General features: G+C 50.9%; 17 protein-coding genes. 12 read left to right on the top strand and 5 right to left on the bottom strand.

Annotated features, from left to right (window positions below; translation table 11 throughout):
* The first annotated feature begins 81 nt into the window (after positions 1-81).
* The 5 genes from NST26_RS28170 to NST26_RS28150 all read left to right on the top strand — a co-directional run bounded on the left by NST26_RS28170 (position 82) and on the right by NST26_RS28150 (position 4,312).
* Positions 82-951 (top strand): CheR family methyltransferase, encoded by an 870-nt coding sequence (locus NST26_RS28170; RefSeq protein ID WP_036730299.1) that lies wholly within the window; start codon positions 82-84, stop codon positions 949-951.
* Between the two features lie 17 nt (positions 952-968).
* Entirely contained in the window at positions 969-2,639 is a 1,671-nt protein-coding gene (locus NST26_RS28165) for a response regulator (RefSeq protein WP_340980366.1), read from the top strand.
* A 96-nt stretch (positions 2,640-2,735) separates the two neighbouring features.
* The gene (locus tag NST26_RS28160) at positions 2,736-3,074 is read left to right on the top strand and encodes an STAS domain-containing protein (RefSeq protein WP_036730297.1); all 339 of its coding nucleotides are present in this window, start codon (positions 2,736-2,738) and stop codon (positions 3,072-3,074) included.
* An 18-nt stretch (positions 3,075-3,092) separates the two neighbouring features.
* Positions 3,093-3,545 (top strand): anti-sigma B factor RsbW, encoded by a 453-nt coding sequence (gene rsbW, locus NST26_RS28155; RefSeq protein ID WP_036730295.1) that lies wholly within the window; start codon positions 3,093-3,095, stop codon positions 3,543-3,545.
* Positions 3,542-4,312: a sigma-70 family RNA polymerase sigma factor gene (locus NST26_RS28150; RefSeq protein WP_036730293.1), complete on the top strand. Its 771-nt coding sequence runs from the start codon at positions 3,542-3,544 to the stop codon at positions 4,310-4,312. Before rsbW ends, NST26_RS28150 begins: the two co-directional genes overlap by 4 nt.
* A gap of 220 nt (positions 4,313-4,532) precedes the next feature.
* On the opposite strand, the gene NST26_RS28145 is transcribed toward NST26_RS28150, so the two are convergent.
* Positions 4,533-4,862 (bottom strand): DUF5665 domain-containing protein, encoded by a 330-nt coding sequence (locus NST26_RS28145; protein WP_036694977.1) that lies wholly within the window; start codon positions 4,860-4,862, stop codon positions 4,533-4,535.
* Positions 4,863-4,991: 129 nt separating this feature from the next.
* Complete coding sequence (locus NST26_RS28140) at positions 4,992-5,516, bottom strand: YtxH domain-containing protein (protein WP_209876822.1); 525 nt, start codon at positions 5,514-5,516, stop codon at positions 4,992-4,994.
* Positions 5,517-5,839: 323 nt separating this feature from the next.
* Between NST26_RS28140 and NST26_RS28135 the strand changes: the two genes are divergently transcribed.
* A complete protein-coding gene (locus tag NST26_RS28135; RefSeq protein ID WP_209876824.1) occupies positions 5,840-6,559 on the top strand; it encodes a pirin family protein in 720 nt (239 codons plus the stop codon).
* A 118-nt stretch (positions 6,560-6,677) separates the two neighbouring features.
* On the opposite strand, the gene NST26_RS28130 is transcribed toward NST26_RS28135, so the two are convergent.
* Positions 6,678-6,902 carry a DUF1128 domain-containing protein gene (locus NST26_RS28130; RefSeq protein ID WP_036730289.1) on the bottom strand — a complete coding sequence of 75 codons (225 nt, stop codon included), beginning with the start codon at positions 6,900-6,902 and terminating at the stop codon, positions 6,678-6,680.
* 162 nt (positions 6,903-7,064) lie between these two features.
* On the opposite strand from NST26_RS28130, the gene yyaC reads away from it, so the two are divergent.
* Together yyaC and NST26_RS28120 are read left to right on the top strand one after the other, a co-directional pair.
* Entirely contained in the window at positions 7,065-7,592 is a 528-nt protein-coding gene (gene yyaC, locus NST26_RS28125) for a spore protease YyaC (RefSeq protein ID WP_036730287.1), read from the top strand.
* Positions 7,593-7,659: 67 nt separating this feature from the next.
* Positions 7,660-8,445: an alpha/beta fold hydrolase gene (locus NST26_RS28120; RefSeq protein WP_036730285.1), complete on the top strand. Its 786-nt coding sequence runs from the start codon at positions 7,660-7,662 to the stop codon at positions 8,443-8,445.
* Positions 8,446-8,543: 98 nt separating this feature from the next.
* Here NST26_RS28120 and NST26_RS28115 read toward each other — a convergent pair whose 3' ends face one another.
* On the bottom strand, positions 8,544-9,848 hold the full coding sequence (locus tag NST26_RS28115) for an MFS transporter (protein ID WP_339251293.1): 1,305 nt from the start codon (positions 9,846-9,848) through the stop codon (positions 8,544-8,546).
* A gap of 3 nt (positions 9,849-9,851) precedes the next feature.
* A complete protein-coding gene (locus tag NST26_RS28110; protein WP_209876830.1) occupies positions 9,852-10,409 on the bottom strand; it encodes an ArsR/SmtB family transcription factor in 558 nt (185 codons plus the stop codon).
* Between the two features lie 308 nt (positions 10,410-10,717).
* Here NST26_RS28110 and tnpA point away from each other — a divergent pair, with 308 nt between their 5' ends.
* The 4 genes from tnpA to NST26_RS28090 all read left to right on the top strand — a co-directional run bounded on the left by tnpA (position 10,718) and on the right by NST26_RS28090 (position 14,270).
* Positions 10,718-11,119 (top strand): IS200/IS605 family transposase, encoded by a 402-nt coding sequence (gene tnpA, locus NST26_RS28105; protein ID WP_339251289.1) that lies wholly within the window; start codon positions 10,718-10,720, stop codon positions 11,117-11,119.
* A 6-nt stretch (positions 11,120-11,125) separates the two neighbouring features.
* Positions 11,126-12,199, top strand: a complete 1,074-nt coding sequence (gene tnpB / locus NST26_RS28100) for an IS200/IS605 family element RNA-guided endonuclease TnpB (protein ID WP_340957959.1) — start codon at positions 11,126-11,128, stop codon at positions 12,197-12,199.
* Between the two features lie 169 nt (positions 12,200-12,368).
* Complete coding sequence (locus NST26_RS28095) at positions 12,369-13,031, top strand: DUF6483 family protein (RefSeq protein WP_340957960.1); 663 nt, start codon at positions 12,369-12,371, stop codon at positions 13,029-13,031.
* Positions 13,032-13,088: 57 nt separating this feature from the next.
* Positions 13,089-14,270 carry a class I SAM-dependent methyltransferase gene (locus NST26_RS28090; RefSeq protein WP_340957961.1) on the top strand — a complete coding sequence of 394 codons (1,182 nt, stop codon included), beginning with the start codon at positions 13,089-13,091 and terminating at the stop codon, positions 14,268-14,270.
* The last annotated feature ends 436 nt before the right edge of the window (positions 14,271-14,706 follow it).

Below are 14,706 nucleotides of genomic sequence, written 5' to 3'. Positions count from 1 at the left end.
GGGTGATTTCGGGGTAATAGCTATACAGCAGGTTCAAACCAAGTACGGAAATAAGGCGCAGGCAAGGGAGTATTGATGACAATGGCAGCGATGGAGCACGGATATGAGGGTCAGGGGAATCCGCCGGAGAGCAAGCAGGAGCTTGAACAGATTGAGATTGAGCTGCTTCTGAACGGAGTACACCGTTTGTATGGATATGATTTCAGGAATTACGCCCTGCCTTCCTTGAAGCGGCGCATCTGGCATCATGTCCATGCGGAGAGCTTACCTACTATTTCTGCCCTGCAGGAAAAGGTGTTGCATGACCGTGCCTGCTTCGAGCGGTTCGTGTATAGTCTCTCGATCCCTGTGACAGAGATGTTCCGTGATCCCGGACTCTTCCTGACCTTCCGTCAGAAGGTCATTCCGCTCCTGCGGACCTATCCTTATATCCGGATCTGGCATGCCGGCTGCTCGACAGGCGAAGAGGTCTACTCGATGGCAATTATGCTGCATGAGGAAGGATTATATGACAAGGCTAGAATTTATGCCACGGACATGAACGCCCGTTCCTTGCAGCAGGCCAAAGAAGGCGTGTACGAGATCGGCAAGATGAAGCAATACACCAAGAACTACCTTGAGGCCGGAGGCACGGGCGTCTTCTCGGAATACTATACAGCGAAATATAACTCAGTGATTCTGCAGCCGTATTTACGCAAGAACATCATTTTTGCAGAGCATAATCTGGCAACGGACACTTCCTTCAACGAATTCAATGTAATCCTGTGCCGGAATGTAATGATCTACTTCAACGACGAGCTCCGCGATCATGTGCATGGCTTGTTCCATGAGAGCCTCAGCCGGTTCGGAGTGCTGGTCCTCGGTTCCAAGGAATCCATTCATTTCACACGCTACAGTGACAGCTATGAGCCTCTGGACCGGGTAGAGAAAATATACCGCAAAAATAAATAGCGGGTAAGGAGGGACCTATGGGGGTTCAGGAACCGATTCATATACTGCTGGTTGACGACCGTCCCGAGAATTTGCTGGCACTCGAAGCCGTCCTTGAGAGTCAGCATTACAAGCTTGTCAAAGCCAATTCTGGAGAAGAAGCACTGCGGTGCTTGTTGAAATATGAATTCGCCGTGATTGTTCTGGACGTTCAGATGCCGGGTATGGACGGGATCGAAACCGCCAAGTTAATCAAAGCCAGGGAGAAAACCAAGGATATTCCGATCATCTTCATTTCTGCCAACAGCAGGGAGTCGGAGCATCTCTTCGCAGGGTACTCTGCCGGCGCTATTGATTATATGGTCAAACCGTTTATCCCGCAGATTCTGAAGTCGAAGATTGAAGGCTTTGTGAATATGCATCTGACCAGCAAGAAGCAGCAGATTCAGGCGATGCAGCTGCAGCAAAAGACGCTGGAGCTTGAGCGCATGAACGGTGAACTGATCAAAGCCAAGGAAGAGGCGGAGATCGCGGCTAAGGCCAAGACCGAATTTCTGGCGATGATGAGTCATGAGATCCGCACGCCGATGAATGGCGTAGTGGGCATGATTGATCTTTTGATGGAGACCCAGCTTGCTCCTGAGCAGAAGGAATACACAGAGATTATCCGTAAAAGTGCGGACACACTAATAACCGTGATTAACGATATCCTTGATTTCACCAAGATGGAATCGGGCAAAATGGAAATGGAAGAGCAATTATTCGAGCTGCATACCACCGTTCAGGAGGTATTTAGTCTGTTCTCGGCGGAAGCCGGCAAAAAAAATCTGGAGCTGGCCTATTTCATCGACCAGAAGCTGCCGCGGCTGATTTATGGAGATATGGCCCGGCTGCGCCAGGTGCTGATCAACCTCGTATCCAATGCGGTGAAATTTACCAACCAGGGCGGCGTTTATTTAGTTGCTTCCCTTCTGCCTGCAGCGGATAATAAACTGGTAATAGAATTTACCGTTAAGGATACAGGCATTGGAATTTCACCGGAGAAATGTGACCGGCTGTTCCAGCCCTTCTCCCAGCTTGATTCCTCCATGACGCGTAAATACGGAGGCACAGGCCTCGGCCTCGCCATCTGCAAGTCCCTCGTGGGCATGATGGGCGGAGATATCCGTGTAGAGTCGATGGAAGAGAAGGGGGCTACCTTTGTATTCACTATCCAGGTTGCCCTGCCGGAGGAAGAGCTGGAAGGCGGCTGCCGGGAAGAGGACGGTACAGCGGACGAGCTAGATGAAGCAAGCCGGAGCAAAGTGCTGGTCGTAGATGACCATCCGATTAATCAGCGCCTTATGGTTAGCATGCTGGATAAGCTCGGATATCGTGCCGATGTTGCTGAGGACGGGAACCAGGCTGTAGAACTGGCCCGGCAATCCGAGTACGATTTTATCTTCATGGACCTGCAGATGCCTGTGATGGATGGTCTTGAAGCCACTTCCCTGATTCGTGAGGAGAGCAGCGGTTCGCCTGACAAGACGGTGATCATTGCGATGACTGCGAATGTGATGGAGGGGATTCAGGACCGCTGCACCGCTGCCGGCATGGACGGCTACATCAGCAAGCCGCTCAAGCTAAGCAGCATCAAACAAATGATCTCCAGATATTCAGGCAGAGATAATCCCGCAACCGCGCGGAACACTTCGCTTTTCAACGCATGACCCATGATTTACCAGTGCCGTATTGTCTATTTGTTGTTTCAACCCTAGGCTATTAGGGTTATTGGTAAAGAAAACATTTAACCAGGAGAGTTGTCTATGAATACACATAAAAGCGAAAAGTTTCACGCAAAGACCGAAACCGTTGGCTCGGTATGTACTGTTTATCTGACAGGTGAACTCGATCTGTCTGTGGCACCTGACTTTCGTCTGGTGATGGAACCGCTAGTGGGAGACACGGGGCTTGATCTCGTGATTAATCTGAAGGATCTGAAGTATATTGACAGCACCGGTATCGGAATCCTGTTGTCGATCCTCAAAGCAAGACATGGAATGGACGTCAAGTTCACCGTTGCTGAAGTTCCCCCGCAAATACAGAAGCTGTTTGACATGACCGGCATTTCCAAGTTTTTTGCCTCCCAAGAGAATTCCCACTAGGAAAGGATCGAACTAAGAATGAGTGATGACATACAAAGAGTAGTTCTTCAGTTACCCGCCAGTGCAGAATATGTCGATATTGTCAGACTTAATTTATACGGCATTGCCTCCAAAATGGGTTTTACTTATGAAGACATTGAAGATATGAAGGTAGCCGTCTCGGAAGCATGTAATAACTCCGTGCTCTATGCCTATGGGCAAGCGGACGGTATGGTTGATGTAATCTTTGAGGTAGGATCAAGTGTCTTATCCATTACTGTCAAAGATGAGGGGGAGAGCTTTGACGGTTTGGATGCGTCCGGGGAACGTCTGACGCTTCATGACAAGGAGCTGAATGATGTTCAAGTGGGCGGACTGGGCTTCTATCTAATGCAGGCGCTGATGGATGACGTTAGCGTTGTTAGCGAATCAGGGAAAGGGACAGTCGTTACCCTGACTAAACGGCTCAATTTCAGCGAGGAGAAAGTATGAATGACAAAGTGACTCCCCCAGAGTCCATGAATGAAGCAGTAAGCCTGATCTGGGAATACCAGCAGACGAAAGACAATGAAATCGCAACAGTGCTCATCCGCAAATATGAACCTATGGTAAAGATGGCAGCCGGCAAAATTGCCCGTAACCGTCCGGATCTCTATGAGGATCTGTATCAGGTAGGGCAAATGGCGCTGATCCGGCTGCTGGCGCAATACGACATCAGCTTGGGGATTCCCTTCGAGCCGTATGCGATGAAGAGCATGATTGGACATATGAAAAACTACCTGCGTGATAAATCCTGGTACATACAGGTTCCACGGCGGATTAAGGAAAAGGGCGCGCTTGTTCAGCAGGCCATTGATGAATTGACCATTCGGCTCGAACGTTCTCCGGCGGTTGAAGAGATTGCCCACTATCTGGATCTCACCGTAGAGGAAACTGTGGAAGTACTGGCCGGCAGAGAATGTTATCATTATGTCTCCCTGGATTCACCGCTCTCCCAGGAAGAGAGTGGGGCCACACTCGGTGAATTGATCAGCTCCGATGCGAATGACTACGAGACAGTGGAGAAGCGTATGGATCTCCAGCAGGCGCTCGGACAACTGAAGGAGCAGGAGCAGCAGGTGCTGCTGCTGGCCTTCCAGGATGGCCAATCCCAGCGGGCCATTGCCCAGAAGCTGGGTGTCTCGCAGATGAGCGTATCCCGCATCCAGAAGCGGGCCACTGAGAAGCTGAAGCAGATCATGGCTAATTCATCCTATTAAGGATCAAGGTCATTATATTTATCAGGGCAGGTTCCATCCCGTAAGGGATAGAGCCTGCCCTTTTTTGGGTAGATAAGAATTTATATGTTTTGGGGTCCCCGCAAAGTCCCTGAGTCATCACCTACGCTAGAGCCCCACTTTGTGGGGTTAAAGAGCAACATCCCTCCTGCAGTCTATTCGCGGTAGAGTAGGCTGCAGGAGGGATGCGCGGGAAATGTATTTAGTTAGCATCTATATACTTTTTGATTTCTCCAAGATATTCCCCGATAACCGGTACATTGAGAAACAAACTGAGGATATAGCCAAGGATACCAAGAATGACAAAGGTACCGAGTGAGAGGCCCAGGCCTCTGGAGATCCCAGCCATCAGATTGGTGATAATCCGCTTCTTGGGGTCTGTATAGTTTTCCAGGATATCCTTGAACTCGGATTTCTCCAGTGAGTCGGCGATCTTGTCGAGCCTCGCATTCAAGCGTTTGACCTCATGCCGCAGCTCGAAGGGATGCTCATCTACGTCATAAGCTTTGGTTCTGTTGTCCGCTTCTCCCATAAGGCGTACCTGCTTTCTGTAGCCTAAATCAGGCTTTATTGAAATATAAGACATGCATAAATAGGGAGCGGCCAGCTACGGAAGATCTGGCCGCTCCCTTCAATGTATAATCAGCCTGAACATCCGGGATTAATAAGAGGATTTAACTTCGTCCTTGGCATCCTTCGCTGCGCCTGCGATTTCCTTGGAAGCGTCCTTCGCCTTGTCGGCAACCTCTTGGGAGGTATCCTTGGCTTCAACCGCTATGTCCTGGGAGGCGTCCTTAACGCTGCCCGTGATGTCCTTGGAGGCATCGCTTACCGTTTCGCCAATCTTTTTGCCGGTTTCCGCCAGAGTAGCTGCAATTTGTTGCTTGCTGTCACTGACGGTGGTGAAGATATCGGAGGCCTTGGCTGATACTGTGCCGGCCAGATCAGTAGCTTTTTCACCTACGGTCGTAGCAATCGTCTTGGTCTTGTCAGTTACGGCTCCCGCAACCTCTTTTGTCTTATCCGTAGCTACTGTGAGCTTATCGGACAGGTCACTGCGCATCTCGCGTCCAGGCTTTGGTGCGAATAGCAATGCTGCCGCCGCTCCCAAGAGTCCGCCGATGAAGATCCCTTTTAAGAATGTGCCGCCGCTTTCTACCGGATATTCCTTCTCTGCTTTATTCATTATCAATCACTCCTTGTCAGAATTGTTATTCAAATTCAGGTGAGCCTGAATGTTCTTACTTCGTATATACACTTTGGGCTATGTGCTGAAACAGCGGAATAGCTTGGCAAAGATTGCCGGAGCATAAGGGAGCATCCCAGCCGAAAAGGTGTTTTTTCATACCTAATTGGATGAATATGCGGCTTTACAAGATTGATTGATCTCGAAGGGAAGGGGGTAAGAAATAGTTAATCATAGCGCATCTATACATCCCATATTGAAGAGCATTCATTCCCCTGTTTAGGATATTGATAAGATTCCAACATCTATGGAGGTGCAACATTATGATAAAAGTAGTTACAGCAGCCGAGCGTCATACTTCGAATAGAGAATGGATACACAGTGAATTCAGCTTCTCGTTTGCCGATTATGATGATCCCAGCAACGCCCATTTCGGCGCACTGCTGGCACATAACGACAATGAATTGAAGCCGGAGCAAGGCATGCATGAGCACCCGCATCATGATCTGGAGATTATCACTTATGTGGTATCCGGTGTACTGAAGCATCAGGATGATCTGGGGAATCATGCAGATCTGCAGGCAGGCAGTGTGCAGCTGATGAGCGCAGGAACAGGCATTAACCATTCGGAGACGAATCCGTCAGACCATGTGGATGTCCGATTCCTGCAGATCTGGCTGTTGCCCGACCGGCCTGGTAAGACCCCGAAATGGGATGCCCGGTTCTATCCGGCTGAGCTTAAGCTCAACCACCTGCTGCCTATTGCTTCAGGGGAAGGGACTCAGGGCTCGCTGCAGCTGGACAATGATGTTAACATCTACTTGTCCGTTCTGCAGACGAACCGGGAGCTGCGCTATCCCCAGCAGGAGGAGCGGCGAACTCATCTGTATGTCATTTCCGGGAACCTGGAGATATCATGCGCGGACGGTGTATTCCAGCTCCAGCAGGGGGATGCGGCGCGTATCCGCAAGAGCTGTGAGCTTACGCTCAAAGGCATAAGCAGCTCAGGAGATGCAGAATTCATTCTGATTGATCTCCCGTAGCAGGCCGGAGCATGACAGTAAGATTATTATTGGAGTATACAAAAGCCCTTCAGCTTCAACGTCCCGTCTTACGGACAATGAAGCTGAAGGGCTTTATATTGTATACGAACTGCTGGTGCTATTTCTTGCGCAGGCGGCCAAGCTCTGAGACGAGCGCCTCCACCTGGGAGATACTGAGCCGGTCACTGCCCATCGCAACCTCATAAATATCCTGGATATCCTCATACTGCTCCACCGAAAAGGCGGACGCCTGCATTGCAGCGGCACTGGCCATTTTCAGCTTGCTTTTGATGCCTTCAATCATATATTCAACGTTCTCCTGGCTTGGTTTTGACAAATCCATTGAGTATAACCATCCTCCCTGAGTAATATAGAATGTGAACTGGTATAGTTCAAATATCTTATCATGTTTGGGCAAGGGATGACCATTTTTTTGTCCAGATCACGCAAACATGTTAAATTAAAGGTAAATATAACTGGCTGCTTAGCAAGGGGGAGAGAGTCTTTGGCCATCAGAGAAGAAGAGAGCAGAAAACGGCGTAAAATGGATGCCGGGGGACTGGCGGCTTTCTTCCGCGGGATCGCAGACGAGTATTCCGCTGAGCAGCTGACCTTCCTCTGTATCGGAACAGACCGCTCCACCGGAGATGCACTGGGGCCGCTGACGGGAAGCCGCCTGCTGGAGTACGGATTTCCGAATGTAACGGGTACGCTTCCGGCGCCCTGTGATGCGGATAATCTGATTCAGCGGATAACAGAGATTCCGGAAGGGCAGATTATAATCGCTGTTGATGCCTGCCTGGGACCGCCGGCCGCACTGGGCTGTTACTTTGCGGCCGCGCAGCCGCTGCGTCCGGCAGAATCGGTAGGGGGACTCTTGCCTGCTGTAGGAAATTACAGTCTGGCGGCGATCGTTGATGTGAACAGTCCGCGTCCTTACCGGACCATCCAGACTACCCCGCTCTACCGGGTAATGGTTATGGCCGACCAGATTGCCAGGGCAGCCGCCCTGGGATTCGGACTTACGGATTGAGAGCGTTTCAAATCAGCTGTTCTAGCTTATTAATATAGACCACTACATAGAAAGAGGGTAAGCAGCCATGGAAAATGTTCGATGCGAGGGAAGCAACATTTGCTATAGTGATCAAGGCAAAGGGGATGTAATCGTGCTGCTGCACGGATTCTGCGGGAGTGCCGAATACTGGGAAAAGGTGATTCCCGGACTTACAGCCCATTACCGGGTCATCGCCCCGGATCTGCGCGGGCACGGGGCTTCCGATGCTCCGCTTGGAGCCTATACCATCGAGCAGATGGCTGATGATGTGCTGTCGCTGCTGAATGCCTTGGAGATTCAGGAATGTTATCTGCTGGGACATTCGCTCGGAGGCTATATTACCCTGTCGTTTGCCCAGCGCCATGCTTCCCGGTTGAAGGGCTTCGGGCTGATTCATTCCTCCGGGTATCCTGACAGTGAAGAAGCCAAGGAGAACCGGCTGAAGAGCGTCACCATGATCCAGAGCGAAGGCATCTTTGCTTTTGTGGATCAGCTGGTGCCTGGACTGTTTGCTCCTGGAGCGGAGCCCCGGCTGCTGGAACGGGCCAAGGAGATCGGCTACAAGACTCCGCCGCAAGGCGCGGTTGGCGCGTCCTTGGCGATGCGTGAGCGCCCGGACCGCCGAGATGTGATCTCGGCAACGGCGCTGCCGGTGCTTCTTGTTGCCGGAGCAGAGGATTCGAAGGTGACGCCGGAGCGGACATTCACCTCAGACAACCGGAATATCACCAAGGTGACGTTGCCGGGTGTAGGCCACATGGGTATGTTTGAAGCACCGGAGCAGCTGGCGAAGATTATTAAGGATTTCGTTCAGGCCCCTGTGCAGAAGTAAATTACATCAGGCAATAGGGACAGAAGGCAGCACTTCCGCTCTCCGGCGGGTGCTGCCTTCTGTTTGCTGTGCAAATATAAGAATTTATTGGCTGGATTTTATTGAAACTTACGGATAGCCGGAACGCACAGCACCAGGGCAACACAGGAGAGGCCCAGGCCGGAAAAAATAATAATGGTCGATACTCCTCCGATCTGGTCGGCCAGCCAGCCGACTAAGATATATCCGACCGGCAGCAGGGCGAAGGACCCAAACATATCCAGACTGGCTACCCGTCCGAAGGCTTCCTTCGGAACAAGCTCCTGCAGGCTGATCTCCCAGATCAGCCCGAAGATCATTAGTCCGAAGCCTTCTACGGCAAATAAGGTGACAGCTGCTGCCGGAGTGCCTGCGAACGGGAGCAGCAGCAGAGCAGCCCCGCTGATCAGTGCGCCGCCGTAAGCCAGGATGCCGCGGTGATTCCATTTCGGCCGCAGGCCGTACAGCAGGCCGGCCGCTATGGCCCCGACACCGGAGAACGTAACGGCCAGGCCATAGAGATAAGGAGGCCAGCCGTGATGGACCTTGAACAGCCAGGGAAGAAGGACGCTGATTACGCCCGTATAACATATATTGACGAAGCAGAAGGCGAGAATTGTAATCCAGAGCCAGGGCTGGCTGCGCAGAACATGTATTCCTTCGGCGAAATCCTGCCTCCAGTGCGGAGCGGGAGAGGTCCCGGCAGCAGGCTTAGCCGGGATGTCAGTCTCAGTGGCAGCAGACTGCAGCCGGGTCATCATCACTCTGCGCAGATAGACCAGGCAGATGAGGGAGATAAGATAGGTGAAGGCATCAATTCCGAAGCCGATGCCCGCGGACAGGTGGGTAATCAGCAGTCCCCCTAACGCGGGACCGATCAGCCGCACGGACTGGGTTGTGATCTGAGTTAAAGAATTCGCTGCTACGCGGATATCCGGAGTGAATACGGTAGCGCGGACGGCAGCGTAGGCAGGCTGGAATAAGCCGTCCAGCAGGCCGTAACAGGCAACTAGTCCATAGAGCAACGGAATGCTCAGCACTCCGGTCAAGGACAGCACAGCAGTCGTAATCATAACGATGAACCGGGCAATATCGGCCAGCATCATAATCCGTACACGGTCGTAGCGGTCGACAATATGTCCGGATACCGGAAGCATGATTACATTAGGCAGCATGTAGGCGGCCATGACCATCCCCATAATGGTGGTGGAGCCGGTCAGGGAATAGACCAGGACAGGCAGGATAACCATGGTTACCGAGCTGCCCAAAAAAGAAACTAAATGTCCCAGCCACAGGTAAGGAAAGGCGCGGGATTGCCGGAAAGGGGCGGCGAAGCCCTCAAGCGGATGATGCTTCGGTTGTCCGGAAGGGCCAGCGGTGCTCATCTATTAATGTGCCTCCTCTTCCGGCTGCGCAGCAGCATCGGAAGACTGCAGACGGCCCAGCATCACTTCCACACCGTATTCGTCACCTTCCGTTACCTTGGACTCCCAGGCGGTAATCAGCTCCAGCAGCTCCTGGTGGAATTCCGCAAGCTCCTGAGGAGAGAGAGTAAGTCTGGTATTGAAATGCCGGGTCTGGTCTTCTTCGCGGAAGTGAAGGCTGCGAAGCGCCTCCGAGTGGAACACCGTACCTTTGGAACGGTAAAATTTCTGGATGATTCCTCCTGCGGCTTCTGTACGGACAAGCTCCAGCAGACCGCCCTCATAGAGCTTGACGATATGGTAGTGAATATTACCCGGAGTCTTGTTCAGCTTCTCCGCAACCTGCTTGGATGTAAGCGGCTCTGCCGACAGCGTGTGCATAATCTTAATCCGTAAGGCGCTCTCCAGCAGCTTATCCTGTTCCGGCGTAACGTTTAAAATCCGGTTGCTTGACTGCAGATCCGGTTGACCTGAAACGGCTGCTGTGATGGAGTCTTGCGTGTTGCCGGTTGGCTTGGTCATTAATAAACCTCCTATGTAGGGTCCGTTTTAACATGTATACAGTCTGTATCCAATTCCAATCTGCTAAATAGTTCAATCTGGAATACAGATCGATTAACTGAATTATAGTTGATCATTATAGTATGGTCAAGACTTAACTCCGCACAGTGGCGCCGGAGAGACGAATGGTTTAACCCTCAGTTGACAGAATTCTCCCATCTTCTTTAAGTGGGGGATGAATGGAAACGGTCTAATCTACATGGATTCTAACCGCCTAAGATGCTATAATTAAAGTATTCAGTCGTATCTTGGAAAGGTCAGTGAAGTTAATGAAATTAGACTCGAATAACCATTCAGTGTTCTCCCTTCACTTTCACCTTATTCTAGTCATCAAGTATCGTAGGAAAGTCATTACAGATCCCATATCCGAACGTCTGAAAGAGATATTTGCATCCATTCAGCCTACTTACAATGTGACTTTGCAGGAATGGAATCATGACAGGGATCACGTTCATATCCTAATGAAAGCTCATCCTAATACCGACATTTCTAAATTTCTCAACGCTTATAAAAGTGCATCATCTAGGCTGATCAAGAAGGAGTTTCCTACCCTCCGAACATCACTTTGGAAAGAGGCCTTTTGGTCACGCTCTTATTGCTTGCTTACCACGGGTGAAGCGCCAATAGACGTCATTCAAAAATACATCGAAACCCAAGGGGGGAAAGGGTGATCGCCATTGCTGAAAGCCTACAAATACCGTATCTATCCAAGCCATGGGCAACAACACTACTTCGCTAAAGTGTTCGGATGCGTTCGCTTCATCTACAACAGAATGCTTGCAGATAAAATTGAACATTACAAGCAAACGGAAACGATGCTGAGGAATACACCCGCACAATACAAAAAGGAATTCGACTGGCTGAAAGAAGTCGATAGCCTTGCCTTAGCGAATGCACAACTGAATTTAGACAAGGCTTATAAGAATTTTTTTCGGGATAAGAAAACGGGATTTCCTAAATTCAAGAGCAAGAAGACGAATAATCATAGCTTCACAACGAATAACCAAAATGGAACAGTGGCTATAAAGGATGGATATCTCAAGATTCCAAAGCTAAAAACTAGCATCAAAATCAAGCTGCACCGCCCATTCGTGGGGCTGATCAAATCATGCACGATTTCAAAAACACCAACGGGAAAGTATTATGCTTCCGTATTGGTTGAAACGGATATCGTCCAGTTGCCCAAAATGCATACGAAGATTGGCGTTGATCTTGGGCTGAAAGACTTTGCTATGACTTCAAATGGCGAAATCATATCCAATCCTAAATACTTGCGTACGTCTGAAAAGCGATTAGCGAAGCTGCAAAAGGATGTATCGCGGAAGAAGAAGGGAAGCCATAACCGTCATAAGGCTAGGCTGAAAGCTGCCAAGCTACATGAAAAAATAGCGAATCAGCGTAAAGACTTCTTGCATAAAACGTCTGCCAAAATGATAAACGAAAACCAAGTTATCGTGATGGAAGACTTACGTGTAAAGAATATGATGCAGAATCACAAACTTGCAAAAGCGATTAGCGAGGTATCTTGGAGTATGTTCCGTTCGATGCTTGAATATAAGGCTCAATGGTATGGCAGAGAACTTATTATTGCCCCAAAGCACTATGCAAGCAGTCAGCTTTGCTCCTGTTGCGGTTATAAGAACGCAGAGGTGAAGAATCTCGCCTTGCGAGAGTGGACTTGTCCAGAATGTAACGTGCATCATGATCGCGATGTAAACGCTGCTCAAAACCTACTGAAACTAGCCATGTGATATGGCAATGATTGGGCTAGGGACTAGCCTTTGAGCTTGGGTAAACTTGGAGCAGTAGCTTCATTGACCAAGAAGCCGCCACCTCTTAGGTGGATGGTAGTTCACGATGAGTCCAACAGCAAGCAGAGGATACAGAAGAGAAGCAACTGCGTAACGAAAGGAGCTCGGTATGTTCCGGAGGGATTATATTGTACGGATGATTGAGGATATGACAGCTATGGTCGCCAAAGTAATGACCCTGAAGCAGGATAAAAAAACAACGGAAGCCCTGTGGGAAGTGGATGAGCTGCTGATGCGGCATTTTCGCCTGAATTCGCGTCTGCTTAATTCGTTGTCCGTAGAGGATATTATTGATATGTTTCGTCTTGGAGGGGTGCTTGAGGCCGACAAGCTGCAAGGAGTAGCCCGGCTGCTGAAGGAGGAAGGCGGGATTTACGCGGCCAAAGGAGACCGGGATGCGGCCCTGTTCAGGGCGATGCGTTCCCTGCATTTATTCATCTATGCCGATCTTCATGGCGCGGACCGGGAACTGCTGAACATGACGGAAGAGATAAATGAGCTGCTGGAAGAAGTGGAGCCGTACCGCCTTCCCGCCAAGACTGAACGCCTCTTGATGGCGTACCACGAATCTCAGGGGCACTACGCCAAGGCGGAGAACAGTCTCTACCGGCTCTGGGAGCAGGGGGAGAATGTAGCCGAGGAAGGCAGGGAGTTGTACGGACGGCTGCTGCTCTTGAGTCCGGAGCAGTTAGCCCAGGGCAGTCTTCCTCTGGAGGAAGTGCAGCAGGGCAGGGAAGAATGGAGCAAGCTCACGGTTAATGCTATAATATAACGATATTCAGGAGACAACGTGCTCTATTTTATATACCCGAAAGTGAGATGTACCCATTTGGAAGCGTTGAAGGAATTGATCGAGCAAGTGATAACCGGCCGCACTCTGATTACGGCTACACTAAGCCAGCTGCGCAGCAAGGGCGATGCCGCCTACAATAAAGTACAGGTTAAGCCTGTTGAGCTAAAAGGGAAGCTGCATTATCAGTTTGCCTATTATATCGGCCCTAAGGTGGAGCACCGTAACATTCCGGCAGAGGATGCCGCTGAAGAGATGCTCTCTTTGCTGAGGGACACCTTCCGCCAAGGTCTGCTGTGTACGGCCGGTGCCGACTATCAGGTGCTGATCAGCAAGAAATACAAGGTATCGATTCTGACCAAATCAGCCAGCAAGCAGGAAGCGCCGGATCTGGCCCATAACCGCCGGAAGCAGTATGTGCTGGATGAGGGGGAGCCGGTGCCGTTCCTGGTCGAGCTTGGCATTATGAACAGCGAAGGCAAGGTGCTGGCCAAGAAATATGATAAGTTCCGCCAGATCAACCGGTTCCTGGAGATGGTTCAGGATGTGCTGGGCGATCTGCCGGCAGGCCGGCCGCTGACGATTGTGGATTTTGGCTGCGGCAAGTCTTATTTGACCTTCGCGCTGTATCATTACCTCGCCGTCCGCGAGCAGCGGGAGCTGAATATTGTCGGTCTTGACCTTAAGGCGGATGTCATTGCGCATTGCGGTGCGCTGGCTGCCAGGCTGGGTTATGACCGGCTGAAGTTCCTGGTGGGCGATATCGCGGACTATAATGAGCTGGATCAGGTGGACATGGTGGTCACGCTGCATGCTTGTGACACCGCCACCGATGCTGCACTGGAGAAGGCTGTACGCTGGGGCGCATCGGTGATCCTCTCGGTGCCCTGCTGCCAGCATGAGCTGTTCGCGCAGGTCGAGAGCGAGGTGCTGAATCCGCTGCTGTCACACGGCATCCTGAAGGAGCGGTTCTCGGCGCTCGCCACCGATGCAATCCGGGCGAAGCTGCTGGACCTGATGGGCTACCGCAGCCAACTGCTGGAATTCATCGATATGGAGCACACCCCGAAGAACATCCTGATCCGCGCCGTCCGCAGCGACAGCGGTGACCGGGCTGCCAAATGGCGTGAATACACCGCATTCCGCGATTTCCTCGGTGCCAAGCCTTACCTGGAACGCGTCTGCTCCGACCTGCTGCCCACCGGCAGTACGGAAGTTTAATTCATGTGTTGAATAGTTTAGGGTATGACAGACCGGCCGCTTCCTGATGGGGGCGGCTGTTTTTTTGCGGGTTCGGGGCTGTATGTGAAAAACCGAACACAATTTGTGCTGACGCGAAGGTGAGTAGGCAGGATGATGGCTATAGAGAGCTTTTGAGAGACAATAGTGTTCCTGAATTGGCGGAGGGCCACTTTGGGTGGAATGAGGTGCACAAGTGCTCTTCAATTGAGCGTGTAAGCTGCGTTTGAGTGTGATCAGGTGCATAAGTGCTCTTTATTTGAGCGTGTGAGCAGCGTTTAGTGAAATCAGGTGCATAAGTGCTCCTCATTTGAGCGTGTGAGATGCGTTTGGTGAGATCAGGTGCATAAGTGCTCTTCATTTGCGTGTTCGAGCTTACTTAGAGGGGAGCGGTGGCCTCTTCTGTTTTCCGGTAAAT

The organism is Paenibacillus sp. FSL R7-0128 (genome assembly GCF_038002245.1).
Taxonomy (GTDB): domain Bacteria; phylum Bacillota; class Bacilli; order Paenibacillales; family Paenibacillaceae; genus Paenibacillus_AQ; species Paenibacillus_AQ silagei.
The sequence above is the reverse complement of the archived record's forward strand: the minus strand, read 5'-3'. Positions and strand labels throughout refer to the sequence as shown.

Bases quoted from the DNA above. Each gene is read 5' to 3' on its own strand.
- NST26_RS28140 (WP_209876822.1), bottom strand. From the start codon at position 5,516: ATGAATAAAGCAGAGAAGGAATATCCGGTAGAAAGCGGCGGCACATTC.
- NST26_RS28115 (WP_339251293.1), bottom strand. From the start codon at position 9,848: ATGAGCACCGCTGGCCCTTCCGGACAACCGAAGCATCATCCGCTTGAG.
- NST26_RS28110 (WP_209876830.1), bottom strand. From the start codon at position 10,409: ATGACCAAGCCAACCGGCAACACGCAAGACTCCATCACAGCAGCCGTT.
- NST26_RS28165 (WP_340980366.1), top strand. From the start codon at position 969: ATGGGGGTTCAGGAACCGATTCATATACTGCTGGTTGACGACCGTCCC.
- NST26_RS28120 (WP_036730285.1), top strand. From the start codon at position 7,660: ATGGAAAATGTTCGATGCGAGGGAAGCAACATTTGCTATAGTGATCAA.
- NST26_RS28150 (WP_036730293.1), top strand. From the start codon at position 3,542: ATGAATGACAAAGTGACTCCCCCAGAGTCCATGAATGAAGCAGTAAGC.
- NST26_RS28130 (WP_036730289.1), bottom strand. From the start codon at position 6,902: ATGGATTTGTCAAAACCAAGCCAGGAGAACGTTGAATATATGATTGAA.
- NST26_RS28170 (WP_036730299.1), top strand. From the start codon at position 82: ATGGCAGCGATGGAGCACGGATATGAGGGTCAGGGGAATCCGCCGGAG.
- rsbW (WP_036730295.1), top strand. From the start codon at position 3,093: ATGAGTGATGACATACAAAGAGTAGTTCTTCAGTTACCCGCCAGTGCA.
- NST26_RS28160 (WP_036730297.1), top strand. From the start codon at position 2,736: ATGAATACACATAAAAGCGAAAAGTTTCACGCAAAGACCGAAACCGTT.
- tnpA (WP_339251289.1), top strand. From the start codon at position 10,718: ATGAAATTAGACTCGAATAACCATTCAGTGTTCTCCCTTCACTTTCAC.
- NST26_RS28135 (WP_209876824.1), top strand. From the start codon at position 5,840: ATGATAAAAGTAGTTACAGCAGCCGAGCGTCATACTTCGAATAGAGAA.
- NST26_RS28145 (WP_036694977.1), bottom strand. From the start codon at position 4,862: ATGGGAGAAGCGGACAACAGAACCAAAGCTTATGACGTAGATGAGCAT.
- NST26_RS28095 (WP_340957960.1), top strand. From the start codon at position 12,369: ATGTTCCGGAGGGATTATATTGTACGGATGATTGAGGATATGACAGCT.